The organism is Candidatus Manganitrophus morganii (assembly GCA_021651055.1).
GTDB classification, from domain to species: domain Bacteria; phylum Nitrospirota; class Nitrospiria; order SBBL01; family Manganitrophaceae; genus Manganitrophus; species Manganitrophus morganii.
Genome location: JAJHOH010000001.1, coordinates 2,565,090 through 2,592,043 on the forward strand (window position 1 = coordinate 2,565,090; position 26,954 = coordinate 2,592,043).

Consider the following 26,954-nt stretch of genomic DNA (forward strand, 5'->3'; position numbering starts at 1 on the left):
TTTTGGAGGTTTCAGACGACGGTGTCGACCGATCTTTTACCGGCCAATTACCTTCCCATTGTTGTCTTTATCGCCATTGCTTTCGGCTTCGGCGCGGTCACCATTTTAGTCGGATACCTCGTTCGTCCCAGCAACCCTTATAAAGAAAAACTCTACGCGTATGAGAGCGGCATCCATCCGCTGACTGATGCGCGTCAGATGTTTCCTCTTCGTTATTATATGATCGCCATGCTCTTCGTGATCTTCGACATCGAGGTGGTTTTCCTCTATCCGTGGGCGGTGGCCTTCCAACAGCTCGGTCTTTTTGCCCTTGTAGAAATGGTTTTATTTCTTTCGATTTTGTTTGTCGGTTACTTTTACGCTTGGAAAAAAGGAGCCCTGGAATGGGATTGATGGATCGGCAGTTCGAGTCGAATATTGTGACCGCCTCGCTCGATTCGTTGGTGAACTGGGCTCGCAAATCGGCCTTATGGCCGATGACGTTCGGGCTTGCGTGTTGTGCGATTGAAATGATCGCCTCCGTTTCCTCTCGATATGATATCGACCGATTCGGGGCCGGTGTTTTTCGGGCCTCCCCTCGGCAGTCGGACCTGATGATTGTCGCGGGAACGGTCTGCCGTAAGATGGCTCCGGTGATCCGGAGAATTTACGACCAGATGCCGGAGCCGCGTTATGTGATTTCGATGGGCTCCTGCGCCACATCGGGGAACATTTACAACAGCTACAGCGTGGTGCAGGGGGTCGATCGCTTCGTTCCGGTTGATATCTACGTGCCAGGATGCCCGCCACGTCCTGAGGCCCTCTTTGCAGGAATCTTACGGCTTCAGGAAAAAATCATGGAACAAAAAGTCTTTACCAAGTAGAAGCGTGCCGGTGGCGCGCCTGAGATCGTCAGGGGCCGCTCGGTTTACACCCTACAGAGCCGTTATTATGCATCCGATTGCCCAAAAAATTCAGGAGAAATTTCCCGACGCCTTCGTCGGGTCGATCGAGGCCCTCGGGGAGGTGTCCGTTTCGGTCAAGCGGGAGAAGATCGTCGCGATTTGCCGGTTTCTTCACGACGATCCGGCCCTTTCCTTCGACATGATCACCGATATCTGCTCGGTCGACTTTCCGAACGAAGAGCTTCGGTTCGAGATGATCTATCAATTTTATTCGATTCAGCGGAACCACCGCATCCGGATCAAGGCCCGTGTCCCCGAAGAGGACTGCACGATCGATTCGGTCACCGGCATCTGGCAGGGGGCGAATTTTATGGAGCGGGAGGTTTATGACATGATGGGGATCGTCTTCAACAACCATCCCGACCTCCGCCGCATCCTAATGACCGAAGATTACGATGAAGGTTTCCCCCTTCGAAAAGATTTTCCGGTGGAGGGAAAAGGATGGCGGGACACCTTTGAGTTTATGCCCTCATAAACAGAACAATCGGTATTCGGCCCGTTGCGATAGAAGCGGGCTATTTTAGGGTAGTAATGGAAGAGCTTGATCAGAAAAAGAAGATGGAAGCCGCCCCCCCCGAAATCATCCGGTATGATGACGACGACGATTTCGATCAGGTTCTCGTTCCCGAAAAGGGGGTGAAGCGGGTCGAAGACATGCTCCTTAACATGGGGCCGCAGCATCCTTCCACCCATGGGGTGCTCCGGATTGTCCTCGATCTCGAAGGGGAGACGATCGTCAAGGCGACCCCTCATCTCGGCTACCTCCATCGGGGCGTCGAGAAACTCTCCGAGAATTCGACCTATCCCCAGATCATCCCCTTGACCGACCGGCTCGATTACGTCTGCGCCATGACCAACAACTATGCCTTCGTCCGGACGGTCGAGAAGCTCCTCCAGGTGCAGGTGCCGGAGCGGGCGGAGTATATCCGGACGATCGTCGCCGAAGTGCAGCGGCTCGCCGGCCATCTCTTCTGGCTGGGAACACAGGCGCTCGATATCGGCGCGATGACCGTCTTCTTCTATACCTTCCGCGAGCGGGAGGTTCTGCTCGATCTCTTTGAATTGATCTGCGGCGCACGCCTCACGATGAGCTACTATCGTGTCGGCGGGGTCGACCGCGATTTCACCCCGGAGATCATCGATCGGCTCTACAAGTTCCTGGAGACCTTTCCGGAGAAAGTGGTCGAGTACAATACCCTCCTTGAGACCAATCGGATCTGGATCGCCCGAACCAAGAACATCGCCGTCATCTCGGCGGAAGATGCAATCAACTTCGGCCTCACCGGCCCGGTGCTCCGGGGATCGGGGGTCAGTTACGATATCCGGAAGGCTGAGCCGTACGGGGTTTACGACAAGGTGGAGTGGGAAGTTCCGCTCGGGAAAAACGGCGACACCTATGACCGTTACTGGATCCGCGTCGAGGAGATGCGGCAGAGCGCGAAGATCGTCAAGCAGTGTCTCGACCAGCTCCCGCAGGGGCCGATCATCGCCAATCTCCCGACGATCACCTATCCTCCGCGCGACAAGGTTATGACCGATATGGAAAGTCTCATCCACCATTTTATGATCGCCACCCGCGGATTCGACGTGCCGGAAGGGGAGGTCTACTGCGGGACGGAAGCCCCGAAGGGAGAGCTCGGCTTTTATATCCGGAGCCTGGGGGGGAACAAGCCGTATCGTCTACGCATTCGTCCGCCGTCGTTCATTCATATGGGCGCCTTCGATCACATGGCGCGGGGTTATATGATCGCCGACATCGTCACGATCTTCGGAACCTACGACATCGTGATGGGAGAATGCGACAGGTAAGGTCGTTTGAGTAAAGGGAAACAAAGAACATGAGACTCAAAGTTTTATCCGATAAAGCCAAAGCAGCCATCGAAGCGGAGTTTCCAAAATATCCCGACAAGCGATCGGTTCTCCTTTCTGCGCTTCATATCGCTCAGAAAGAGGTTGGCTATCTTTCTGAGGCGGCGATGGTCGATGTCGCCGAGCTCCTGGAATTGACGCCGGTCCAGGTCTACGATGTCGCGACCTTCTATACCCTCTATAATCTCAAGCCGGTCGGCAAACATGTTATCCAGGTTTGCAAAACCCTCTCCTGCGCGCTGGTTGGTGCGGGGCAGATCATCGAACACCTTCAAAGCCGCCTTGGAATCCGGATCGGCGAGACCACCCCGGACGGCCTCTTCAGCCTCAAGTTGGTTGAATGCCTCGCCTCGTGCGGAACCGCTCCGATGGTCCAGATCAACAACCGCTATTATGAAAACCTGACCGCCGAGAAGGTCGACCGGATCTTGGATGATCTCAAGCGGGAGGGAAAAAGTGCCATGGCCTCCGGGCCGTTCCAGCTGCCGGTGCTAGGAGGAAAGGCCTGATGCCGAAATACGAACTGGTGTTATTGAAAAACATGTCCCAGCCCGGCTACACCGGTACGCTCGATGAATACCGGAAGACCGGCGGCTACACCGCCTTCGAGAAGGTCCTCAAAGGAATTCCCCCGGCGGAAGTCATCGAGATGGTCAAGAAGTCGGGGCTGCGGGGAAGAGGGGGGGCCGGGTTCCCGACGGGGATGAAGTGGAGCTTTATTCCGAAGGACCATCCGGGACCGAAGTATCTCTGCTGCAACGCCGACGAGAGCGAGCCGGGAACGTACAAAGATCGGCAATTGATTGAAAACGACCCGCATCAGATGCTGGAAGGAATCGGGATCGCCTGCTACGCGATCGGCTCTCACAATGCATATGTCTACATCCGCGGAGAATTTGATTTAGGGGCGGAGATCATCCAACGGGCGATCGAAGAGGCGTACGAAGCGAACCTTTTCGGAAAGAACATCTTCGGGACCGGGTTCGATCTCGACGTCGTCCTGCACCGCGGCGCCGGCGCCTATATCTGCGGCGAGGAGACGGCGCTGCTGGAGTCGATCGAGGGAAAGCGGGGGAAGCCGAGAACCAAGCCGCCTTTTCCCGCGACGCATGGACTTTATCAAAAGCCGACGGTGGTTAACAACGTCGAAACCCTGGCGAACATTCCCTACATCATCAATCGCGGGCCGGAGTGGTTCGCCGCTCTCGGCACCCCGAAGAGCGCCGGCATGCGGGTCTTCTGCGTCAGCGGCCATGTCAACCGGCCCGGCAATTATGAAGTTCCGATGGGGATTACCCTCCGCGAGATGATCTACGAGCATGCCGGGGGAATGCGGGGCAATAAACAGTTGAAGGCGATCATCCCCGGGGGGGCCTCGGCGCCGTTTTTGACACAGGCCCATCTTGATGTGAAGATGGATTTTGAATCGATCGCGCAGGCCGGCTCGATGCTCGGATCGGGGGCGGTCACGGTGATGGATGAAGATACCTGCATGGTCTGGGCGGCGATGAACCTGATGGAGTTCTTCCATCATGAGTCGTGCGGCAAGTGCACCCCCTGCCGCGAGGGGAGCGCCTGGTTGCTGAAGATTCTGCAGCGGATTGAATATGGTCAGGGGCGGATGGAAGACCTCGATCTGCTGGTCAGCCTCTCCAAGCGGATCGAGGGGCGGACCGTCTGCGCCTTCGGCGACGCGGAAGTCGCGCCGGCCCTCTCCACGTTGAAACATTTTAGGGAAGAATACGAGACCCACATCCAAGAGCGGCGCTGTCCGTTCCGTCCCAACGTGGTACTGGCGATGGCGGGGGGTCATTAATGAGCAATTTAATTAAAATCAAATTTAACGGCGTCGAAATCGAGGTCGAAAAGGGGACCCTCCTGATCGAGGCGGCCAAGCGCGCGGGGATCGAGATCCCTCATTTCTGCTATCACCCGAAGCTGAAGCCCGATGCCAACTGCCGGATGTGCCTGGTGGAAGTGGAGAAGATGCCGAAGCTGCAGACCTCCTGCAGCACCCCCGCGACGGAGGGGATGGTCGTCTCATCGGTCTCCGACCGGGTGAAGGATGCGCAGTTCGGCGTGATGGAATTTCTCCTTGGCAATCATCCCCTCGACTGTCCCGAGTGCGATCAAGGGGGAGAATGCCAGCTTCAAGATTTCGCCCACGCCTACTCCCCGACCACGAGCCGGTTCACCGAGGAGAAGCGGGTCTTCGAGAAGACCTATTTCGGGCCGCTGGTCGAGAAGGAGATGAATCGCTGTGTCTCCTGCCTTCGCTGCGTCCGCTACTGCGATGAAGTGATCGACTCCAATGCGCTCGGCTCGATCGACCGGAGCACCTACCACCAAATCGGCGCTTTTGCCCAGCACGAGCTCGATTGCGAATTCTGCGGCGGCTGCATCCAGATCTGCCCCGTGGGCGCCTTGACCAGCCGGCTGGCGATGTACGACTACCGCCCCTGGCAGCTCAAGAAGACCGAGACGATCTGCAACTACTGCGGCGACGGCTGTCTGATGACGATTGAGGCGGTGAAAGACGACGTGAAGCGGGTCAGCTCGGAGTTGGGAACCGGGCGAAACGAAGGAGATCTCTGCGCCCGCGGCTTCTTCGGTTATGGAACGATCAATCACCCCGATCGTCTGACCCGTCCGACCGTCCGGGTGCAAGGTCGGCCGCTCCAGACCACCTGGGAAGGGGCGACCGACAAGATCGTCGCCGGTCTGAAGCACATCAAAGCCCAATACGGACCGCAAGCGATCGGCGGGATGATTTCGCCCCATTGCACCAATGAAGAGATTTACCTCTTCCAGAAACTGATGCGCAAGGTCATTGGAACTCCGAACATCGACAGCGGCGCCCGCTACGGCCACATCAATGCCGTCGCCGGCCTCAACGATGTTTTCGGGACCACACGGCTGGCGCGGTATGAAGACATCGTCGAAGCCGACGTTCTCCTCGCCTTTGCCGGGGAGTTGACCGAGTCGAATCCGATTACCGGCCTCAAAGTGAAGGAGGCGATCAAGAAGCGGGGAGCGAAGGTGATCGCGGTCGATGCCTTCAACCGGCAGAGCGATGCTTATCGAAGCCACCTGCCGCGGTTGGCGGCGCAGCATCTTCAGATCAAAATGGGGAGCGAGGGAACGGCGATTCTTGGGCTGACCAAGGCGCTGGTCGAAGGAAGTGCCCCTCTTTCCGCGCCCGCCCCCTTTATCGAGAAGATGAAGCAGTCGGCGGCCGCAGTTTCTTTCGCACAGATCGAGGCGGCCACTGGCGTTTCCGAATCGGCTTACAAGGCCGCAGCGGCACTTTATGCCGGGGCGAAGCGCGGGGTGTTGCTCTTCGGCCGGGCGATCACCCGAAGCGAGAACGGCTATCAGAATGTGGTGGCGCTCGCCGAGTTGGCGATCTTGGCCGGACAGGTCAACAAGCCCGGTGCAGGCATCCTTGCCCTGGCGAAGGAGAACAACGCGCAGGGGGCGGTTGAGATGGGGGGTGTCACCGAATACCTTCCCGGTTTAACGCCGACCTCCGGCGGTCTGACCCTCAGCGAAATGATCGATGCGGCGGCGCGGGGAGAGATCAAGGCGCTCTATCTGGTCGGAGAGAACCCGCTTCGGTCGCTTCCCCAGAAAAAGGTGGAAGAGGCGCTGCGTAAGCTCGATCTGTTGATCTGCCAGGAGCTCTTCCCGAATGAGACGACGGCGCTGGCGCACATCGTCCTCCCGGCGACGAGCTACGCCGAAAAAGAGGGTCGCTTCACCAACCATGAAGGGGAGATCCAGAAGGTTCGGAAAGCGATCGAGCCGCTCGGGAACGCGAAGCCCGATTGGGAGATCTTCTCCCTTCTCGGAAAGAAGTTTGGGGGAGCAGAGTCGTTTAATTACAAAGATGCCGATGCGATCTGGAAAGAGATCGTCATGGCCCTGCCGGCCGGATGGCCGTCTTCTTCACCGGAAGGGGTGGCCGCCAGAATTTCGGCGCATGCGCAGGGAGCGACCCGGCGGCTGTCGGCTCCGGCCCCTTCAGCGACGAACGGGCATTTCGATCTTCAAATCGGCCAGATTCTCTTCCATTCGGGGAAAATGTCGACCTATGCCGGCGGACTTTTGGGGCTCTTCCCGAAAGAGGCGGTGTTGATGCATCCCGACGACGGGGAGCGGTTGGGTCTGGAGGATGGAGAGGTCGTCGAGATTTCCGCCGACGGCGGGGAAGCGGCGGTCCAGGCGCCTGTGAAATTAAGCAAGAAGGTGGCAATCGGAACGCTCCTCTTCCCGGAGCATTTCGGGATGGAGATCAAGCGGCTGCTTCCTGTGTCGACAGACCCGAAAACACGGGCCCTCTACACCGAACGGGGAAGAGTCACCCTCTCGAAGGTGTCGGTCTCGGTAAAATAATTTAATTCTATAGGTCCGATAGGACCTATAAGTCGTATAGGTCATATAAAAACATGGATGTAATGTTAAAATTGGTCGTCATTCTGGTTCAGATCGGCGGCGTGCTCGGGGTGGTCCTGCTGCATGTGGCTTATTTGACCTATCTTGAGCGGAAGGTTTTGGGCGATATGCAGGATCGCTTGGGACCAATGGAGGTCGGCCCCCACGGATTGCTGCAGCCGATCGCCGACGGCTTGAAGCTCTTCTTCAAAGAAGATATTATCCCCGCCGGCGCCAATAAAATTATCTTCTCGGCGGCTCCGATTCTTGTCCTCATTCCGGCGCTCATCGGGTTTGCCGTGGTTCCGTTCGGAAGAGACAGCCTTCATATCGGCCCGCTTGAATTGAAACCGGTGATCACCGACATCAACGTCGGCATCCTCTACATCCTGGCCTTTGCTTCGCTCGGCGCCTATGGCATCTTGCTCGGCGGGTGGGCTTCCAACAGCAAATACTCGCTCCTCGGTGGACTTCGCTCGGCGGCGCAGGTGATCAGCTACGAGCTGTCGCTCGGATTGGCGCTGGTCGGTCCGATCCTGCTTTCCCAGTCGCTTTCGATGGTGAAGATGACCGAGGCGCAGGGGGGAGGCTTCTGGAAGTGGTTCATCATCGTCCAGCCGATCGCCTTCGTGATCTACCTGATCTGCGCCATCGCGGAAACGAACCGGCTTCCGTTCGACCTGCCGGAAGCGGAGAGCGAGTTGGTCGCCGGCTTTTTTACCGAATATTCCGGGATGCGCTTCGCCTTTTTCTTCCTGGCCGAATATGCCAACATGATTCTGGTCTCCTGTATTGCGACGGTGGCGTTCCTCGGCGGCTGGCACGCGCCGCTCCCGTTTTTGGAGTTTATCCCGCCGGTCGTCTGGTTTATCGGCAAGGTCTATCTCTTCCTCTTCTTTTACATCTGGCTTCGCGCGACGGTGCCACGCCTCCGCTTCGATCAGCTGATGGCATTCGGTTGGAAGATTATGCTTCCGTTGTCCTTGGCGAATATTTTGGTGACATCGACAGTTGTTTATTTCCTTAATCGCTAGAGGGAATCATGCCTAATTTAGTCGACTGGGTTAAGAAGGTGTCGTTTGCGGAGATCGCAAAAGGACTCGGCTTGACCTTCAAACATATGTTCGTGAAGCCGATCACCAATCAGTATCCGCACCAAAAGCGGAATCTACCCGACGGCTACCGGGGGGTGATCGTCCACCTCCGCTACGACGACATGACCGAGAAGTGCGTCGGCTGCGCCCTCTGCGAAGCGGCCTGCCCCTCGCACTGCATCACGGTGGAGAGCGCCGAGCGGGAGGATATGCCGCAAAAGCGTTATGCGAAACAATATATCCTCGATGTGACGAAATGTGTCTTCTGCGGTTTCTGCGTCCAGGCCTGTCCGGTCGACGCGCTGGCGTCGAGCAAAGAGTATGAAATGGCGACCGGCAACAAGCGAAGCCTGATCATGGACAAAGAGATGATGCTGGTGCTGGGGGATAAATATTTCCCGAACCGCCAGAAGCGTCCGAAGTATACCGAAGAGCGGCTGGCCTTCTTCAATCAGGTGAAGGAAGAAGGATTCCCGACCGCAAAGAAGGGGGCGGCTTAGTGACGGCGCAACTTCTCTTCCTTTATTTTGCGGCAATGATTCTGGCCGGTGCGATTGTGGCGGTGGCGTCGCCGAGCCTCATCTACAGCGCCCTGGCCCTTCTGGTGACTTTTATTCATGTCGCCGGTATTTATGTTCTTTTAAACGCCGAGTTTATTGCGGCGGTCCAGATTATCGTCTATGCGGGGGCCATTCTCGTTCTCTATCTTTTCGTCCTGATGCTCTTTAATCCCAAGCAGGAACGATTTTATCTCCACCGACAGCTCCCGGTGGGGATCTTTCTGGGAGGGGTTATTCTCGGCCTGATGTTTTTGGCTGCCTTCAAGACCGAGCTCATCGCCCAGAAGGGGACCTTTACGGTTGAGTCGGTGAGAGCGGCCGGGCATACCCAGTCGATTGGAAAGGTCCTTTACACCGACTTTATTTTCCCGTTTGAAATCGCTTCATTTATCTTGCTGGTCGCGATGTTCGGCGCCATTCTTCTTGCGGGAAGGCGAGGCGCTCCTCAGAAGAAATCTGCATCCAATGGAATGGCGGAAAACGGGAAAGCCGTCCACGCCCAATCGTCCTCCTCTCGTGAAACGGTGAAGGAGGATGAATCTCTGACCGTTCAAGCGCGCCGCATTGTGAATGAAGGATAGAAGTCGCTGAAACGATTATCTGGCAATAATTCGGATTTGATGGTGTAATCAGATGGTTCCTTTAGAGTGGTATCTTCTTCTCGCGTTTGCCCTGTTCGCCATCGGCGTGACGGGGGTTTTGATTCGACGAAACATCATCATGGTGCTTCTATCGATCGAGTTGATTTTGAATTCGGCCAATATCACCTTCGTCGCCTATTCGTATTATCTTCAATCGATCACCGGCCAGGTCGTTGTCTTTTTCGTCTTGACGATGGCCGCGGCGGAGGTGGCGCTGGGACTGGCCTTGGTGATCGCGCTCTATCGCGTTCGGGCCGTCATGAATGTCGACGAAATCAACCTGATGCGATGGTAATTCGAAGAATTTTTCTCCCGTCTCATCTTCATCGAAAGTAGGACGATTTAGAATGATTCAGCTTGCATGGCTTATTCCGATCTTCCCCGCGCTGGGAGCCCTGATTAACGGGCTCTTCGGGAAGACCCATACCAAAGAGCGCGCCCATCTGGTCGCCATCGGGGCGGTTGCGGCGTCGTTCCTGATCTCATGCTTGGTTTTCATCTCGATGGCGACGGGCGCTCCTGCCACGACCATTACCCTCTATGAGTGGATCGCCTCGGCCAATTTCCGGGTCAACATCGCTTTCCTCATCGATCCGCTCACCTCGATCATGCTGATGGTGGTGACCGGGGTCGGGTTGCTGGTCCATATCTACTCCGCCGGCTACATGCATCATGACGAGGGGTACGCCCGCTTCTTCACCTATCTGAACCTCTTCATGTTCTCGATGTTGATCTTGATCCTCGGCGATAACTATCTTTTGATGTTCGTCGGCTGGGAAGGGGTGGGGCTCTGCTCGTATCTGCTGATCGGCTTTTGGTACCAGAAGCCTTCGGCCACCACGGCCGGCAACAAGGCGTTCATCGTCAACCGAATCGGCGACGCCGGTTTCCTGATGGGCATCTTTACTATTTTCGTGACGTATGGCTCGGTCCGTTATCTCGATGTTTTTCCGAACGCAAACCTCGCCACGGAGTCGGTCGCCACGGCGATTACCCTCTTTCTCTTCATCGGGGCGATGGGGAAATCGGCTCAGGTTCCCCTTTATGTCTGGCTTCCCGATGCGATGGAAGGGCCGACCCCGGTCTCGGCCCTGATTCATGCCGCGACGATGGTGACGGCGGGGATCTATATGGTCGTTCGCTCGAACGCCCTCTTCGCCCTCGCCCCTTTTTCCATGGAGGTGGTCGCGGTGGTCGGGGCGATCACGGCGATTTTCGCCGCGTCGATCGGACTGGTGCAGACCGATATCAAACGGGTCTTGGCCTACTCCACCGTCAGCCAGCTCGGTTATATGTTTCTGGCCTGCGGTGTGGGGGCGTATGTCTCGGGCGTGTTCCATCTCTTCACGCATGCTTTCTTCAAGGGGCTTCTCTTTCTCGGCTCCGGAAGTGTGATCCATGCGCTTTCCGGGGAGCAGGACATGCGGAAGATGGGGGGACTCTATAACAAGATTCCAATTACCTATAAGACGTTTTTGATCGGAACCATCGCCATCGCCGGAATCCCGCCGCTTGCCGGATTTTGGAGCAAGGATGAGATCCTCGTATCGACCTTCGTGGGGGGGCATTATCTTCTCTGGGGGGTCGCCGTCATTACCGCCCTGATGACCTCGTTTTATATGTTCCGCCTTCTCTTCATGACCTTCCACGGTCAATCACGGGTCGACCATGAGGTGGCGCATCATATCCATGAGTCCCCTTCGACGATGACAATCCCTTTGATGATTCTCGCCGCCTTTTCCCTGCTGATCGGGATGGTGGTCGGTTTCCCCCCCGAGTCGGGATGGATCCACCATTTCCTCTCCCCGATTATCGCGAAGGGGGGCCACGAGGCGCATCATCCCTCTCTCGCCGTAGGGCTGGGGCTGATGGCGCTTTCCACGGTGATCGCCGTGGCCGGATGGGCGTTGGCCCGCCACTTTTACATCAAGGAACCGCAGCTCCCTAAAATGCTGGCAGAGCGGGCACACGGACTTTATACGGTCCTCGTTAACAAATATTGGGTGGATGAGATCTATCAGGCGGTGATCGTTCGGCCGCTCCTTTGGTTCGCGAATTTCCTCTGGACCTTCGATCAATGGGTCCTCGACGGTTTGGTGAACGCCTCCGGCTGGATCACGCTCATGGAGAGTAAGATTTCGGAAATTTTTGATATCTATATTGTCGACGGCACGGTGAACGGTGTTTCGGCCACCCTCGATGTCGGTGCGCGGGGGTTGCGGCGGCTGCAGACCGGCGCGGTTCAAAATTATGTCCTGGCGATGGTGATGGGGATTGTGGTCCTTGCCGTCGTTTTCATGTTTTAGGGAGGATTCATGAACAGTTTCGGTTTTCCCATCTTATCCTTGGTCGCCTATATCCCGCTCATCGGCTGCCTTATCCTATTGTTCTTGAACAAGGATGATCACAAGAAGATCATGTACACCGCCTTCGGCGTCACGATCGTCGATATGCTGGTTTCCTTTCTTCTTTTGTTCGGTTTTGATTCTTCCCGGGCCGAGATGCAGTTCGTCGAGAAGGGGTCATGGATTCCGACCTTGGGGGTCGAATACCACTTCGGAATCGACGGGATCAGCCTCCTCTTGATTTTGATGTCGACGATCCTCTGCGCCATCGCCGTTGTCAGCTCTTTTACCGCCGTTCACGAGCGGGTCAAAGAATATTATGTTTCGCTCCTCTTTCTCCAGACCGGCATGTTGGGGGTCTTCATGTCGCTCGATCTCTTCCTTTTTTATATCTTCTGGGAGGTCATGCTGGTGCCGATGTATTTCCTCATCGGGATCTGGGGCGGGGGGCGCCGGCTTTATTCGGCGATCAAGTTCTTTCTCTATACCCTTTTCGGCAGTCTCTTTATGCTCCTGGCGATTTTGGCCCTCTATTTCCTCAACCGGAATCCCGAATACGGAACCGGGGAATTTACATTCAATCTGATCGAGCTCTCGAAAATGAACCTTCCCCTCTGGCCTTTCCAGTTCTGGCTTTTCCTCGCCTTCTTTCTCGGTTTTGCGGTCAAGGTGCCGATGTTTCCCTTCCATACCTGGCTTCCCGACGCGCACACCGACGCGCCGACGGCGGGGAGCGTTTTGCTGGCGGGTGTCCTTCTGAAAATGGGGACCTACGGCTTCGTCCGCTTCTGCCTCCCCCTCTTTCCGGCGGCGAGCCATTACTTTGTCCCGCTCATCGCGATTCTGTCACTTGTCGGGATTGTGTATGGAGGGCTGGTGGCGCTGGCGCAAAAAGACATCAAGCGGCTGGTCGCCTATTCTTCGGTCAGTCATTTGGGCTTCGTGATGTTGGGGATGTTCGCGCTGAATCCCCAAGGGATTACCGGGAGCGTCCTTCAGATGATCAACCATGGGATCTCGACCGGCGCCCTCTTCCTGATCGTCGGCATGATCTATGAGCGCCGCCATACCCGTCTGATCGCCGATTTCGGCGGGCTCTCTTATCAAATGCCGATCTTCGCCGTATTTTTTGCCATCACGATGTTTTCCTCAATCGGACTTCCCGGCTTGAACGGTTTCGTCGGGGAGTTCCTCATCCTGGTCGGCGCTTTTCAATACAATAAAATTTATGCCGCCGTGGCCCTGCTCGGGATTATTCTCGGGGCGGCCTACATGCTCTGGCTTTTCCAGAGAATGATGTTCGGCACGATCGACAAAGCGGAGAACAGAAACCTCCTCGACATGAACCGGCGCGAAATCGCCTACATGGTTCCGCTGGTTGTTTTCATGTTCTGGATCGGACTCTACCCCAAGCCGTTTATCCGAATCATGGAGCCGGCGGTCCTCAACATCGTTCAAAAGGTGAATCCGAATTGGGAGAATAAACCGATGGCGGCGGAAAAGGAAAAAGCGCCGGTCGCTCCCGCCGTGGCCGAGCTCCCGGCTGCCGAGACGGCCCTTGAGGTAGAGAAACCATGAAGACCCCGATGCCCGATCTCGGAATGATCGCGATTCTTCCCGAGTTGGTCCTGGCGCTACTGGCCTGTCTGGTTTTTGTGATGGTCCCTTTTGTGCCGAAAGAGAAGCGGGATCTGCTCGGTTATTTCTCGATCGGAGCGCTGGTCGTCTCCGGTCTCTTGATCATTCCCCTTTGGGGAAAAACCGTCTCGGCCTTCTCGGGGATGATCGCACTCGATTCGTATGCCATCTTTTTCAAAGTCCTCTTTCTGATCATCGCGCTCCTCGTGATCCTTGTCTCGACCCTTTATCTCAAGATCGAGCGGGTTCATCTGGGAGAATATTACGGTTTGGTTCTCTTCGCGACGGTCGGAATGATGTTGATGCCGGCGTCGACCGACCTCCTCTCCTTTTACCTTTCGTTGGAGCTGATGTCGATGTCGTTTTATATCCTCGCCGCCTTTATGCGAAAAGACGCGAAGTCGGTCGAAGCGGGGATGAAGTATTTTCTGACCGGCGTCTTCACCTCCGGCCTGATCCTCTATGGAATTGCATTTCTCTACGGCGCCGCGGGAACGACGAACCTGAAGGCGATCCAAGCCTTTCTGTCGCAAGCGAATATCAGCGGGAGCCCGACCCTCATCCTCGGGCTGATCTTGCTTACCGCCGGGTTTGCCTTTAAGATCGCCGCCGTCCCCTTCCACATGTGGGCGCCCGATGTGTACGAAGGCGCCCCGACCACGGTGACCGCTTTTCTTTCGACCGGTTCTAAGGCGGCGACGCTGGCGGCGATGTTGCGCGTTTTTATCTCGGGGCTGTCGTTCAGTTACGGTACCTGGTGGCAGTTTCTTTGGATCATCGCGGTCTTGACGATGACCGTCGGCAACGTGGCCGCCCTGCTCCAGACCAATGTGAAACGGCTGCTTGCCTATTCGTCTATTGCGCACGCCGGCTATATTCTGATCGGACTGATCGCCGCCTCGAAGGTCGGATTCGCATCGATCCTCATCTATCTGGTCGCCTATATCTTTATGACGATCGGCGCTTTTACGATGGTCATTCTCCTCTGCAGAATCAATTCGCGGGGGGATCAGATCAGCGACTTTAAAGGATTGGCCCGGACCCATCCGGCGGTCGCGGCCGCCTTCGTCCTCTTTGCCCTTTCATTGATCGGAATTCCTCCGACGGCCGGCTTTATCGGAAAACTCTTTTTATTTAACGCGGCGATTCAGGGCGGATTTTACTGGCTCGCCATCATCGGCATTCTCAACAGCACGATCTCTCTTTACTATTATTTCAAGATCGTCATGGCGATGTATATGGAAGAGCCGCAGGGGAGCACCCCCCTCTCTTTTTCTCCGCCGCTGACCGTGGCGCTCGGGGTCACCGCTTTTGCGACGCTTTTTATCGGCCTTTATCCCGAACCGCTCATCCGCGCCGCGCTCCACTCCATCCAAATCTTTTTGTAAGATCCAACAGAAGGGACCGGATCCGTTTTTTGTAAGGGTTTATCGTGTTGAACCTCTTACGACCTCCTCCATTCTTGACGGCCCCCCCCACTTTGATCTAAGATTCACGGCGGAATCTCTTGACATTCGGTGGATGGATGATCTATATTTCCAAGAATTTGTCTGCTGCACGCGGGTGTCGCCGACCCGCTCTAATTTAATGAACGGTCCGGACCCGAAATACGACGGATGGCGGCAGGTAGCGTTGCTGACCAGCATCCCGATGATCCTCTTGTTCGGACCGCTCGTCGGGTATTTTATCGGCGATTTTTTAGATCAACTGTTTGGCACCTCCCCTTGGCTCATGATCATTTTTACTGCAATGGGCGCTCTTTCGGGGGTGAAACAAACGATTACCTTAATCAAGAGAGCGACAGATCAAGGGTCCCATGGGTCTTAATTTCATTGATCGGACAATTCAGCTCTCGTGGGTGACGGGGGCGGTCCTTTTTGTCTTTCTTACCCCGTATTCGCCGATCCCCGTGACCTGGGGGGTCTCGATCGGAGTTTTTCTGAGCGGGTTGAATCTCTGGATCCTGCGAACGCTCTTCGGATCGATTTTTGAGGGATCTTCCAAGGTGAAGACGGTCTCTTATCTCGGGATGAAGTTTCCCATCTTCTACGGTCTGTTGCTTCTGGTTTTGGTTTTTATTCCTGTTTCTCTCGGCGCCTTTTTCATCGGATTCATCTTGCCATTTGTTGTTATCGTCTTGAAGACGGCGGGGCAGGTCTCGTTCGGAAAGCGACCTTCTTCAATGGCACATACGGAGCGATCATGTTTGTAGGCGTAGCACAAGCGGCGGAAGCCGCCGGCGGCGGGGCAGCGAGTTTAGAGCCGCCTAATATTATCCTGTTGCTCCATCACTATTTTCCGCATTCCCCCATCGTTGAGTTTTTACATCACTTTGAGAACCCGTTTTTTTCGGCGATTGTGATCTTTATTTTGGTGTTTGTCGCCAGACAGGCGACGCGCAAAACGCAATTAATCCCGGGGAAACTCCAAAATCTCGTTGAAACGGCGGTCGAGTCATTGGATGATTTCGTCACCGGCGTGATGGGTCCGGCCGGCAGAAGATTCACCCCTTTCATCGGGACCCTCTTTCTCTACATTCTTGTCCAGAATCTGATCGGGATCGTGCCGGGAATGAAGGCCCCCACCTCCAGCATCAACACCACGGTCGCGCTGGCGCTGACCGTTTTTTTCTATGTCCAATATACCGCCATCCGGATGAACGGGATCCTCGGCTATTTGGATCATCTGGCCGGAAGCCCCCGTCCGCACGGGGTGATCGGTTTTCTGATCGCGCTCGTGTCGGTGCCGTTTAATTTTGTCCTTCATACGTTGGGTGAATTGACGAAACCGCTGAGCCTCTCGCTTCGTCTTTTCGGAAATATTTTCGGAGAGGATGTCCTCATCGGTCAGATGCTGGTCCTGGGGGTCGCCGCGCTCGCCTTCATGCACAGCCCGGTCGGGCTTCCGCTCCAATTTCCATTTTATCTTCTGGCGATTTTGACCAGCACCATACAGGCGCTTGTTTTTTCGCTGCTTTCGACGATCTATATTTTCTTGATGTTCCCTCACGCGGAGGAAGGACATCATTAACCCGACGGGAAAAGTTCCCGTTACTATCTAAAAAAGGAGAGACACATGACACCTGCAGTTGCGTTAGGTTTTGCACTTCCTTTGGCTGTTGCTTTGGCTGCGATCGGTTCAGCGTACGGATTGGGTAAAGCGGTCAGCGCCGCCATGGAAGCGATCGGCCGGCAGCCGGAAGCAGCGCCGAGAATTCAGCTCGCGATGGTCATCGGAGCCGCGTTTATCGAAGCGTTGACCATCTACGCCTTGTTGACCGTCTTTATTCTTCAGGGCCGTATCACCGGATAAAGAGGTTTGCCGGGACGGTGGATAGAGAATCAATCACTGCCGACCGAGCCCGGGAGCAGGCTCTGATGTTTTAGGGGGAATGAAGTGGATATTCAAATTCAACAGGTCTTAACCCAGATCGTCGGTTTTCTTCTCCTCCTCTGGTTATTGAAAAAATACGCGTGGATCCCCTTGCTCGGCGTTTTAGATGAACGGCGAACAAAGATTGTCACTGAGCTCGAAGAGATCCGAAAGGGAAAAGAGTCTTTGGCGCAGATAAAGACGGAGTATGATACAAAGCTTTCGGAGATCGAAAACCAGGCGCGCTTGAGGATTCAAGAGGCGGTGGTGGAGGGGCAGCGGATGGCGAGAGAGATCGCCGAAGGGGCTCGAGAAGAGGCGCACCAGATTCTGGAAAAGGCAAAAGAAGATATCCAACGTGAAATGGCGAAGGCGAAGGCCCAGCTTCGAGATGAGATCGCCACCATTGCGGTCTCCGCCGCCGGGAAAATCGTCCGTCAGGAAATGAACAAGCAGAAGGACAAAGAGCTGGTCTTGCAGTACATCGACGAATTGAAGGGTTTTAAATAAATGAAAAGCGAGGTCACGGCGGAACGGTATGCGCAAGCCCTGTTGGAGGTCGCGGAGGGGCATGCCCTCGGGGAGTCGATCCTGGAGCAGATCGATCGATTCCGCCAGGCGGCCGCCCACTATCCGGAGTTGAGCCGCTTTCTTGGGAGTCCCCGCGTTCCTGAGGAGAAGAAAGAAGCGTTGATCGGCCGGATCTTCGAGGGAGAGGCGAAAAAAGTGATGATCCACTTTGTCCGTCTTCTTCTCCGCAAGGGGCGGATCGACTATCTGGAAGATATCCTCGCTCTCTACCCGAAGCTTCACGATGCCAAGCGCGGGGTGTTGAAGGGAACGCTGACGACGGTTCACCCGCTCGACCCGGAGGTGCTCGCCCGGTTAAAATCAAAACTCGAAGCCGAAGTCGGCCGTACATTGGAGTTGACCTACTTGGAGGACCCGGAGATTCTCGGCGGATTTGTCTTCTCGACCGGAACCACCCTCATCGATGCCAGCGTTCAACGACAATTGGACGAATTGGGAGAGAGGTTAAGAACCCTCCCGGTTGCCTAATCATCGGGTGAACAGGTTCCCCGACCCGCCTTTCTCACTGACCTTATAAAGACCTCCTTCCGTATCGGGCATCCTCCACGAGAGGATTGAATTGCTATAAGGAAGTGTGTATCCTTGCAGGAGGATTTCTTGACGGCCGAACCTGAGCTGTCCCTCCACTCAACCGGGAAAGTTCCTTGCCGCAGATTCATCGGAGCGTCGGTTTGATTATGACGGAGGCTGTTCGGAGAGTAAGGATAGACTCCCTGCTTGCAGGGAGAAGGTGGAGTGATTCATGAAAGGAAAAAAGAAAGTCCTCGTCGTCGACGATAATCGGGACACCGTCCGGATTATCCGGGATGCATTGGAAGGGGCCGGTTTTTCCGTCGCTTCCGCTTATGACGGCAGAGAGGCGCTGGAACGCGTTCGCGAAGAGGCGCCGGACCTGATGATCCTCGATTTGATGATGCCGAAGATGAGCGGTTACGAGGTCTGCAACGAAATTCGAAAAGACCCCAAGACAAAAGAGCTGATTGTGTTGATGCTCACCGCCCGATCGGATATCGACGCCAAGATTCAGGGGATTGAAGGGGGCGCCAACGATTATCTGGTCAAGCCGGTCGAGCCGCGCGAAGTCGTCTCCCGGGTCCGCCGCTTTCTTGCCACCGAAGGGGCCTACCAGGAAAAGGTCCTGCTGGAACGACTCGAGGCGATCGGGCAGATCAGCCTGACGGTTCGACACGAGATCAACAATCCGTTGGCCGTGATCTGCGGGCAGGCGCAGCTGCTTCTTCAACGAAAAGACCTCCCGGAGGAGGTCCGGAGCAAGCTTAAGATCATGTATGAAATGGGCCTTCGGATCAGCGAAATCATTAAACAGCTCGATCAGGTTCAGGATAAGACGCTGGAGTATATCCGTGGAGAAAAAATGATCGATATCCGACCTCCCAAGAAACGCTCCGCAGGTGCGTAACCCGGTTCACGTCCCCATACGCTGCCGGCGAACGAATTTCCTCTTGTTTGTCCGTATTTAATTCCAGAAATGCTCCCACACAATCTTGACAACCGATTTGAAAAAAGTTTATAGTATACAGTCTTTTGCCTTGAGCCGTTCGAATTGTCTCTTATACATCGCTCAAGGTCCTTCAGTGTGTTTCTTTTATTTACTTTATATTTAGATGACGACTAAGGAGAATGTGGCATGGCACTTAAGCCGGAAGAGGTGACCTCCATTATTAAGACCGAGCTGGAGCAGTATGAAAGCGAGCTCCATCTGGAAAGTGTCGGGAGCGTTCTGCAGGTCGGCGATGGAATCGCGCGGGTGTACGGTCTCGACGATGTGATGGCGGGCGAGCTGGTCTCCTTCCCCGGCAATGTGATGGGCATGGTCCTCAACCTCGAAGAGGACAATGTCGGAACGATTCTCTTCGGCGCGACCAACAACATTAAAGAAGGCGATGTCGTCAAGCGAACCGGAAAGATCGCGCAGATTCCGGTCGGCGATGCCATGGTAGGGCGAGTGGTCGATGCGCTCGGCCGTCCGATCGACGGAAAAGGACCGATCGTCACCGATAAATCCCGGCCCCTCGAAGGCCGCGCGCCGAACGTGGTTCAGCGCCAGTCGGTGCACGAGCCGGTTCAAACCGGATTGAAAGCAGTCGACGCGATGATTCCGATCGGCCGGGGCCAGCGGGAGCTGATCATCGGCGACCGCCAAACCGGAAAAACCGCGATCGCGCTCGATGCCATCATCAATCAAAAAGGAAGCGGCGTCTATTGCGTCTATGTCGCGGTCGGCCAGAAATCGTCGAACGTGGCGGCGGTGGTGAAGACATTGGAACGATATGGCGCCATGGAATATACGACCGTGGTCTCCGCGACCGCAAACGAAGCGGCCTCGATGCAGTATATCGCTCCGTATGCCGGCTGCACGATCGGCGAAGAGTTCATGTACACCAACCGGCACGCCCTGGTGATCTACGACGATCTCTCGAAGCATGCGGCGGCCTACCGGCAGCTCTCGCTTCTGCTCCGGCGTCCGCCGGGACGCGAAGCCTATCCGGGCGACGTTTTCTATCTCCACTCCCGTCTTCTGGAGCGGGCGGCGAAACTTCATCAAAGCCTCGGCGCCGGCTCATTGACGGCGCTGCCGATCATCGAAACCCAAGCGGGCGACGTCTCGGCCTACATTCCGACGAACGTCATTTCGATCACCGACGGGCAGATCTATCTGGAGACCGATCTCTTCTATGCCGGCATCCGGCCGGCGATCAACGTCGGTCTCTCGGTCTCCCGCGTCGGCGGAAACGCGCAGACCAAAGCGATGAAAAAGGTCGCCGGACGGTTGCGTTTGGACCTCGCGCAGTATCGGGAATTGGCCGCCTTCGCCCAGTTCGGCTCCGACCTCGACAAGGCGACCCTGGCGCAGCTCCGGCGTGGAGAGCGGATGGTCGAGCTCTTAAAGCAGGACCAGTACCAGCCGTATTCGCTCTCTCATGAGGTGATGTCGATTTATGCCGGAACGTCCGGGCACCTGGACGATATCGAGGTCCTGGAGGTCCGCCGGTTCGAGAAGGCTTATCTGAAAATGATGGATGAGCGCTATCCGGAGGTCGGCCTCGAAATCGAAAAGAACAAAGCGCTGACCGACGAGCTGACCCGGAAGATGGACGAAGCGATTACCGCCTTTAAGAAGGAGTGGCGTCCGGTGGAGGCGCGTTAGAGATGCCGGTTCTGACCCTTCGGCAGCTCCGCGAGCGAATTCGCGGCGCCCAGAAGACGAAGCAGATCACCAGGACCATGCAGATGGTCGCCGCTTCCCGCCTCAAGAAGTCCGAGGAGAAATTCCGGCAGGCCAAGCCGTTCGCTAAAAAGATGGAGATGATCCTTTCCCATCTTCAGCAGTTCAGCGAGGAGTTTACGCATCCTTTCTTCGAGAGCCGGGAGGTCAAGTCGATCGGCCTGGTGGTCGTCACGTCGGATCGGGGCCTCTGCGGCGCTTACAACGGCAACGTAATCGCGCGGGCGGAAGAGTTTCTTGCCGAGCACAAGGCGCAGACCGTCAAGTTGATGCTGATTGGAAAGAAGGGGTACGACTATTTCAAAAAACGGGATTGGCCGATCCATCTGAATGCGCTCGATATCGCCGGCAAGGGGGACTTCCAACGAATTTCCGAGATTACCCAGCAGATTATCCAGGCCTACCTCTCGCGCGAGGTCGACGCGGTCTATCTGATTTTTACGAGCTATATTTCGGCCCTGTCGGTCAAACCGATCTGCGTGAAGTTCCTCAACCTTCAGCAGGAAGGGGAGGTCAAGCCGATCCAGACGATTTTGGAGCCGAGTCTTCCTGAAATCCTCGATCAGTTCCTGCCGCAGTTTGTGACGTCCAAGATGTATATCTCTCTGATGGAGGCATTCACGGCGGAGAACTCGGCGCGGATGATCGCCATGAAAACGGCGACCGATAACGCGAAGGAGATGATCGAGCGACTCACCCTCCAGCGCAACAAAGCGCGACAGGCGGCGATTACGAAAGAGATTTTGGAAATTGTCACGGCGGGTGAGGCGCTGAAGGCTTAGCACCGGTGAAATGCTCCTTCTTTAGATGGAGCGATGACTAAAGATGACAAGGAGATGAAGATGGCAACAGCAACAACGACAGGGCATATTGTTCAGGTGATCGGTCCGACGGTCGATATCCGGTTTCCGGCCGAACAGCTTCCTCCCATCCTCAATGCGGTGAAGATCGAAGATGCCAAGTTAGGCATTAACCTGATTGTGGAAATTGCCCAGCACATCGGAAACGACATCGTCCGTTGCATCGCGATGGGGTCGACCGATGGTCTGGTGCGCGGCATGGAGGCCAAAGATACCGGCGCGCCGATCTCCGTCCCCGTGGGTGAACAGTCGCTCGGGCGAATCTTCAACGTCCTGGGAGAGACGATCGACGGCAAGGGAGGCATTGCCAAGCCCGATCAGCGTTGGCCGATCCATCGGCCGAGCCCTTCTTTCGAAGAGCAGGTGCCGGTCGCTTCGATTCTGGAAACCGGAATCAAGGTGGTCGATCTTCTCGCCCCTTACGCGAAGGGAGGAAAGGTCGGACTCTTCGGCGGCGCCGGGGTGGGAAAGACCGTCATCATCATGGAGTTGATCCGGAACATCGCGACCGAGCATGGCGGCTACTCCGTCTTCGCCGGCGTGGGAGAGCGGACCCGCGAGGGGAACGAGCTCTACATGGAGATGAGCGGATCGGGAGTGCTCGACAAAACCGTTCTCGTCTTCGGCCAGATGAACGAGCCGCCCGGCTCCCGGTTGCGGATCGGTCTTTCGGCATTGACGATGGCCGAATATTTCCGCGATGAAAAGGGGCAGGATGTGCTTCTCTTCGTCGACAATATTTTCCGGTTCGTTCAGGCCGGCTCCGAGGTGTCGGCGTTGTTGGGGAGAATGCCCTCCGCCGTGGGATACCAGCCGAGTCTCGGAACCGAGATGGGCGAGCTGCAGGAGCGGATCACCTCGACGACCAAGGGGTCGATCACATCGGTTCAGGCCATTTACGTTCCGGCGGACGACATCACCGATCCGGCGCCGGCGACGACCTTCTCCCACCTTGATGCGACGACGGTGCTTTCCCGGCAGATTGCGGAGCTGGGGATTTATCCGGCGGTCGATCCGCTCGATTCAACCTCTCGCCTCATGGACCCGCGAATCATCGGCGACCAGCATTATCAAACCGCCCGCGCGGTCCAGCGGACACTGCAGCGCTACAAAGATCTTCAAGACATTATCGCCATCTTGGGGATGGACGAGTTGTCCGAAGAAGATCGGGTCACGGTGCAGCGCGCCCGGAAGATCCAGCGGTTCCTCTCCCAGCCGTTCTTCGTGGCGGAGACCTTCACCGGCATCCCGGGGAAATATGTGAAGCTGGCCGACTCGATCAAGAGCTTCCAGATGATCGTCGATGGAAAATACGACAGTCTCCCCGAGCAGGCGTTTTACATGGTCGGAACCATCGAAGAGGCGCAGGAAAAGGCGGAAAAACTCAGAAAATAAGGGGAACGTTATTCGTGAATTGTTATTCGTTAAACGTAAATTTAAGATCCGAATCCTCACACGTTTAACGAATCGCGAGCCACGTTTAACGAATAGACAATGGCTGAAAAAACATTTCATCTCACCGTGATTACACCCGATCGGGTCTTTTTCGACGGCCCGGTTCGATCGATCGTGGCCCCCGGAGGCGACGGAAGCCTGGGGGTCTTGGTCGATCATGCCCCGCTCATCACCACCCTCCAGACCGGCCGGCTTTCGGTCACCTCTCCCGAAGGAAAAGTGCAGTCCTTCCTCATCGGTCCCGGCTTTCTCGATATTCTCAAAAACGAGGTCGTCCTCCTGACCGAGTCCGCCAAGGCGGACCATCCGACAAATTTGTCTTAAAAAAACCTTGACAACCGAATGACGTAAGTGATATAGTCGGGCCGGTTTTTTTAAATCTATTGCCAGTATATTTCCGCTTAAGTATATTTAAACTACTTATCAAATCTGATTGAAAGGGGGTGACGGGGTTACCAAGGCATCACTCTATTTGCTTGTTCGTTAATATCTCTATATCTCTATTCGGTTGTGAATCTGTTTAGTTCTACTCTGGTTAATTCGGAAAAGGAGGTTACGAATGAAGAAGTTATGGGTCATGGCCTTAGGAACGGCGTTTCTTCTACAGACCGCGTCACTCTATGCAGCAGATGTTAAATTCGAAGGGGACTTCCGCGTCCGCGGGATTTATGCCGACGACCTCGACGCGAACGAGGATGTCGACGATCAGCAGGCGTTTGCGGATGGACGTTTTAGATTAAGAACCTCTGCGACGGCTGGAATTACCTCCGGGGTCGTGGTGGTTGACTTCACCAGCTCTTTCAGCGATCCGAGACAAACCGGAGCTGGCGGCGCCGCTGATTGTACTGCGACAGGTTGCACGACCGGAAACTATCGCTTCGGCTCGGCCAACTTCGGCGGGAGCTACAACATCGTCGGTGTCCGGGAAGCCTACCTCAAGCTTGATCTCAACATGGTAAAACTCGCCTTCGGCCGTAAGCCATTCAGACTCGGACATAGCCTCATCCTGGATGATACGATGGATGCAATCGTCGGAAAATTCATGGTCGGCGGGTTCGAGGTGACGTTGGCGAATGGAAAATTGCTTGACACCAATTCGACGGTTGCCCCCACAGGCGGAGGAACAGGGAGCGATACCGATCTTTACATTGCGAAAACCGGCTTCACTCATGGCGACATGCATAATATCGGCGTTTTCGCGACCTATCTTAAAGATCGTGGTCCTTTCTTCTTGCCCGCCGGTCCAGGAGCGGATAAGACCGATCTGATGGTTTTCGGTATCACCGCCGACGGAAAATTCGGTGCGATCAACCTTGGAGCCGAGTTTAATTATCTGACCGGCAGCGCGGATGTAACAGCCGGAGATGGTGTCGATCTGGAAGGAATGAACGTTTTGGTGGGAATCGGACTCGATGTGGCCGCCGTTGATGTCGGCGTCACCGCTCTTTATACGACCGGTCAGGATGCTGATGGTGATGAAACAAATATCAACGGGCTCTCCGGCAATTTCGTTCTCGGCAATATCTTGGTGAATGACAATATCCTCAGCGATCGGGAAGGACAGTGTGCCAGCATCGGCGGGGCCCGCATCGGTTCCGGGGGCTCCTCCTGTGTCGGCGGGTTGGGTATTATGGCGTTGAAGGTCTCGGCTGGACTTGAGGGCGTTCCCTTCGGCAAGACCTGCCACACCGAGTTGGCAGCCATTTGGGCCCAGACGTCGGAAGATCCGGTTGATGGGACTGGTACCGCTGGGGACAGCGACCTCGGGATTGAGATCGACCTGAACCACAAACACAAACTGGATGACAACGTCGCCGTGGCCGTCAACCTCGGCTATCTTCTCTCCGGTGATGCTTGGCAGACCCTCACCGGCGGCGATGACAATCAGCTCAAAGGGATCATTGCCCTCAATTACATGTTCTAACTCTCCTCAAATTCTCCGAATGAAAAGCCCCCCGGTTCTCAGCCGGGGGGCTTTTTTATTGGTCGTTCAGGAAACAGGGCGCTATTCCTTGCCGCGGAAGTTTGATAAAATGGGCCTGGATCGGCGGCATTTCCGGCCTGGAATAGAAAGAAGAAAGAATAGATGGAACTGAAGCAAAAAATAGAAGCCCTTCCCCATACCCCGGGTGTTTACCTCATGAAGGGAAAAAAGGGTGAGGTCCTCTACGTCGGCAAGGCGAAAGAGCTGGCGAGCCGTGTGCGGAGCTATTTTCGTCCCAATGCCGATGTGACCCCGAAGATCCGATCGATGGTCTCGCAGGTGGCCGACCTGGAATATATCGTCACCGTCAGTAACCTCGAGGCGCTGATTCTGGAGAGCAACCTCATCAAGAAACATCGCCCGAAGTACAATGTCGTTCTTCGGGACGATAAAAATTACCCGCTCCTTCGCCTCTCGATGAAGGACGACTATCCGCGGCTTGAGATCGTCCGCCGGGTGAAGCGGGACGGCGCGCTTTACTTCGGCCCGTATGTCCCGACCGGCGGACTTTATGAAATGCTCCGGCTGCTGAGGAAGATCTTCCCCCTTCCGAACTGCACGATCGACATTGATGGCAACGCCGAGCGGGCCTGCATCGAATTCGAGATTAAAAGATGTCTGGCCCCCTGCACCGGAAATCAATCGAAGGAAGATTACCGCCAGATGATCCAGCAGGTCCGCCTCTTCCTCGAAGGGAAGGACAAGGTCCTCCTCACGGCGATGCGGGCGCTGATGGAGAAGAAGGCGGGCGAGCTCAACTTTGAGGCGGCGGCCCGGCTTCGCGATCAGATCGCCAAGATCGAGCGGGCGTTGGAGCAGCAACGGGTCACCTCGACGCAGATCGAGGATCACGATGTGATCGCCCTGGCACGGGAAGGGGAGGCGGCCGACCTTCAGATCCTTTTCATCCGCGGCGGGATGATGGTCGGTCGAAAAGACTTCTTCTTCGAAAATGTCGGGGAAACGCTCGATGAGGAGCTCTGCGCCACCTTCATTCAGCAGTTCTACAATAAGGAAGGGCTGATTCCGAGGGAGATCTTCCTTCCGATTCCGCTGACGGAAGCCTCCGTCCTGGAAGAGTGGCTCTCGGAGCGGCGCGGCGGGCCGGTTCATCTTGTCTTTCCCTCGCGCGGGAGAAGGGCGCATCTGCTCGATTTGGCCCTTGAGAATGCGCGCGCCTCCCTGACGAACCACGTTCAGATCCGCGAGGGGGGAGAGGCGACGCTGGAGAAACTGAAAGATCTTTTGCAACTCTCCCGTCTTCCCCGCCGGATCGAGGGATACGACATCTCCAATATCATGGGGACCAGCGCCGTCGGGTCGATGGTCGTTTTTGAAGAGGCCAAGGCGAAGAAATCGGATTACCGCCACTTCCGGATCAAAACGATCGAGGGGGCAAACGACTTCGGGATGATGGCGGAGGTTCTGACGCGGAGATTAAATTCGTTAAAAGAGAAGGGGGAGGCGCCTCCCGACCTCTTCCTGATCGACGGCGGAAAGGGGCAGATCTCGGCGGTGCGGGAGGTGATGGAGAAATTCGATCTCGGATCGGTCGATCTGATCGGGTTGGCGAAGGAGCGGGAAGACCGATGGGAGCGGGTCTATCTGCCCGATCTTTCAGATCCGATCGCGCTTCCGGTCGGCTCCCCGGCAACCCATCTGCTTCAGCAGATCCGCGATGAAGCGCACCGCTTTGCGGTCTCCTATCATCGGAAGATTCGGGACAAGAAGATGTTAGAGTCGCCGCTGCAGGAAATTGAGGGAATTGGGAAGACCCGGCGGCTGGCGCTGCTGAAGCATTTTGGAAGTGTCTCAAAGATTCGCGAGGCAAGTCTGGAGGAGCTCGAAGCGGCCCCCTCCATGAACAAGGCGGTCGCCCAAAAAGTATTTGAGTCGCTTCATTCCTAATGGCCCTTCCAC

The 26,954-nt window shown here is 55.8% G+C and carries 27 protein-coding genes; all 27 read left to right on the forward strand.

Going from position 1 to position 26,954, the window contains the following annotated elements; all coding sequences use genetic code 11:
- Window positions 1-21 precede the first annotated feature (21 nt).
- The 27 genes from ndhC (at window position 22) to uvrC (ending at window position 26,942) form a co-directional block, all read left to right on the forward strand.
- Window positions 22-393 (forward strand): NADH-quinone oxidoreductase subunit A, encoded by a 372-nt coding sequence (gene ndhC, locus MCM46_11845; protein ID MCG3112497.1) that lies wholly within the window; start codon window positions 22-24, stop codon window positions 391-393.
- Entirely contained in the window at window positions 384-863 is a 480-nt protein-coding gene (locus MCM46_11850) for an NADH-quinone oxidoreductase subunit B (GenBank protein ID MCG3112498.1), read from the forward strand. The genes ndhC and MCM46_11850 overlap by 10 nt, the downstream gene beginning before the upstream one ends.
- 67 nt (window positions 864-930) lie before the next feature.
- Window positions 931-1,419: an NADH-quinone oxidoreductase subunit C gene (locus tag MCM46_11855; GenBank protein MCG3112499.1), complete on the forward strand. Its 489-nt coding sequence runs from the start codon at window positions 931-933 to the stop codon at window positions 1,417-1,419.
- 56 nt (window positions 1,420-1,475) lie between these two features.
- Window positions 1,476-2,753: an NADH dehydrogenase (quinone) subunit D gene (gene nuoD / locus MCM46_11860; GenBank protein ID MCG3112500.1), complete on the forward strand. Its 1,278-nt coding sequence runs from the start codon at window positions 1,476-1,478 to the stop codon at window positions 2,751-2,753.
- A gap of 29 nt (window positions 2,754-2,782) precedes the next feature.
- Window positions 2,783-3,322 carry an NADH-quinone oxidoreductase subunit NuoE gene (gene nuoE, locus MCM46_11865; GenBank protein ID MCG3112501.1) on the forward strand — a complete coding sequence of 180 codons (540 nt, stop codon included), beginning with the start codon at window positions 2,783-2,785 and terminating at the stop codon, window positions 3,320-3,322.
- Window positions 3,322-4,629 carry an NADH-quinone oxidoreductase subunit NuoF gene (gene nuoF / locus MCM46_11870; GenBank protein ID MCG3112502.1) on the forward strand — a complete coding sequence of 436 codons (1,308 nt, stop codon included), beginning with the start codon at window positions 3,322-3,324 and terminating at the stop codon, window positions 4,627-4,629. The genes nuoE and nuoF overlap by 1 nt, the downstream gene beginning before the upstream one ends.
- Window positions 4,629-7,208, forward strand: a complete 2,580-nt coding sequence (gene nuoG, locus MCM46_11875) for an NADH-quinone oxidoreductase subunit NuoG (protein ID MCG3112503.1) — start codon at window positions 4,629-4,631, stop codon at window positions 7,206-7,208. Before nuoF ends, nuoG begins: the two co-directional genes overlap by 1 nt.
- Before the next feature lie 62 nt (window positions 7,209-7,270).
- Window positions 7,271-8,281 carry an NADH-quinone oxidoreductase subunit NuoH gene (nuoH, locus tag MCM46_11880; GenBank protein ID MCG3112504.1) on the forward strand — a complete coding sequence of 337 codons (1,011 nt, stop codon included), beginning with the start codon at window positions 7,271-7,273 and terminating at the stop codon, window positions 8,279-8,281.
- 8 nt (window positions 8,282-8,289) lie between these two features.
- A complete protein-coding gene (gene nuoI, locus MCM46_11885; GenBank protein MCG3112505.1) occupies window positions 8,290-8,841 on the forward strand; it encodes an NADH-quinone oxidoreductase subunit NuoI in 552 nt (183 codons plus the stop codon).
- A complete protein-coding gene (locus tag MCM46_11890) occupies window positions 8,841-9,482 on the forward strand; it encodes an NADH-quinone oxidoreductase subunit J (GenBank protein MCG3112506.1) in 642 nt (213 codons plus the stop codon). Before nuoI ends, MCM46_11890 begins: the two co-directional genes overlap by 1 nt.
- A 52-nt stretch (window positions 9,483-9,534) precedes the next feature.
- Window positions 9,535-9,837 carry an NADH-quinone oxidoreductase subunit NuoK gene (nuoK, locus tag MCM46_11895; protein ID MCG3112507.1) on the forward strand — a complete coding sequence of 101 codons (303 nt, stop codon included), beginning with the start codon at window positions 9,535-9,537 and terminating at the stop codon, window positions 9,835-9,837.
- A 52-nt stretch (window positions 9,838-9,889) separates the two neighbouring features.
- Window positions 9,890-11,848, forward strand: coding sequence for an NADH-quinone oxidoreductase subunit L (gene nuoL / locus MCM46_11900; GenBank protein ID MCG3112508.1), 1,959 nt, complete (start codon window positions 9,890-9,892; stop codon window positions 11,846-11,848).
- Between the two features lie 9 nt (window positions 11,849-11,857).
- Complete coding sequence (locus MCM46_11905; GenBank protein MCG3112509.1) at window positions 11,858-13,465, forward strand: NADH-quinone oxidoreductase subunit M; 1,608 nt, start codon at window positions 11,858-11,860, stop codon at window positions 13,463-13,465.
- Window positions 13,462-14,913, forward strand: coding sequence for an NADH-quinone oxidoreductase subunit N (locus MCM46_11910; protein ID MCG3112510.1), 1,452 nt, complete (start codon window positions 13,462-13,464; stop codon window positions 14,911-14,913). The genes MCM46_11905 and MCM46_11910 overlap by 4 nt, the downstream gene beginning before the upstream one ends.
- Window positions 14,914-15,046: 133 nt before the next feature.
- A complete protein-coding gene (locus MCM46_11915; GenBank protein MCG3112511.1) occupies window positions 15,047-15,352 on the forward strand; it encodes an AtpZ/AtpI family protein in 306 nt (101 codons plus the stop codon).
- Complete coding sequence (locus tag MCM46_11920) at window positions 15,342-15,737, forward strand: hypothetical protein (protein MCG3112512.1); 396 nt, start codon at window positions 15,342-15,344, stop codon at window positions 15,735-15,737. The genes MCM46_11915 and MCM46_11920 overlap by 11 nt, the downstream gene beginning before the upstream one ends.
- Window positions 15,728-16,555 carry a F0F1 ATP synthase subunit A gene (gene atpB / locus MCM46_11925; protein ID MCG3112513.1) on the forward strand — a complete coding sequence of 276 codons (828 nt, stop codon included), beginning with the start codon at window positions 15,728-15,730 and terminating at the stop codon, window positions 16,553-16,555. The genes MCM46_11920 and atpB overlap by 10 nt, the downstream gene beginning before the upstream one ends.
- 45 nt (window positions 16,556-16,600) lie before the next feature.
- On the forward strand, window positions 16,601-16,837 hold the full coding sequence (atpE, locus tag MCM46_11930) for an ATP synthase F0 subunit C (protein ID MCG3112514.1): 237 nt from the start codon (window positions 16,601-16,603) through the stop codon (window positions 16,835-16,837).
- A gap of 84 nt (window positions 16,838-16,921) precedes the next feature.
- Window positions 16,922-17,407 carry a F0F1 ATP synthase subunit B gene (gene atpF, locus MCM46_11935; GenBank protein ID MCG3112515.1) on the forward strand — a complete coding sequence of 162 codons (486 nt, stop codon included), beginning with the start codon at window positions 16,922-16,924 and terminating at the stop codon, window positions 17,405-17,407.
- On the forward strand, window positions 17,408-17,956 hold the full coding sequence (gene atpH / locus MCM46_11940) for an ATP synthase F1 subunit delta (GenBank protein ID MCG3112516.1): 549 nt from the start codon (window positions 17,408-17,410) through the stop codon (window positions 17,954-17,956).
- A 274-nt stretch (window positions 17,957-18,230) separates the two neighbouring features.
- Complete coding sequence (locus tag MCM46_11945) at window positions 18,231-18,908, forward strand: response regulator (protein ID MCG3112517.1); 678 nt, start codon at window positions 18,231-18,233, stop codon at window positions 18,906-18,908.
- A 228-nt stretch (window positions 18,909-19,136) separates the two neighbouring features.
- Window positions 19,137-20,657: a F0F1 ATP synthase subunit alpha gene (gene atpA, locus MCM46_11950; protein ID MCG3112518.1), complete on the forward strand. Its 1,521-nt coding sequence runs from the start codon at window positions 19,137-19,139 to the stop codon at window positions 20,655-20,657.
- A gap of 2 nt (window positions 20,658-20,659) precedes the next feature.
- Window positions 20,660-21,517, forward strand: a complete 858-nt coding sequence (gene atpG / locus MCM46_11955; GenBank protein ID MCG3112519.1) for an ATP synthase F1 subunit gamma — start codon at window positions 20,660-20,662, stop codon at window positions 21,515-21,517.
- Window positions 21,518-21,577: 60 nt separating this feature from the next.
- Entirely contained in the window at window positions 21,578-22,990 is a 1,413-nt protein-coding gene (gene atpD / locus MCM46_11960; GenBank protein ID MCG3112520.1) for a F0F1 ATP synthase subunit beta, read from the forward strand.
- A 99-nt stretch (window positions 22,991-23,089) separates the two neighbouring features.
- On the forward strand, window positions 23,090-23,374 hold the full coding sequence (locus MCM46_11965; GenBank protein MCG3112521.1) for a F0F1 ATP synthase subunit epsilon: 285 nt from the start codon (window positions 23,090-23,092) through the stop codon (window positions 23,372-23,374).
- Window positions 23,375-23,609: 235 nt separating this feature from the next.
- Entirely contained in the window at window positions 23,610-24,974 is a 1,365-nt protein-coding gene (locus MCM46_11970; GenBank protein MCG3112522.1) for a hypothetical protein, read from the forward strand.
- Between the two features lie 162 nt (window positions 24,975-25,136).
- On the forward strand, window positions 25,137-26,942 hold the full coding sequence (uvrC, locus tag MCM46_11975; GenBank protein ID MCG3112523.1) for an excinuclease ABC subunit UvrC: 1,806 nt from the start codon (window positions 25,137-25,139) through the stop codon (window positions 26,940-26,942).
- Window positions 26,943-26,954: the final 12 nt, after the last annotated feature.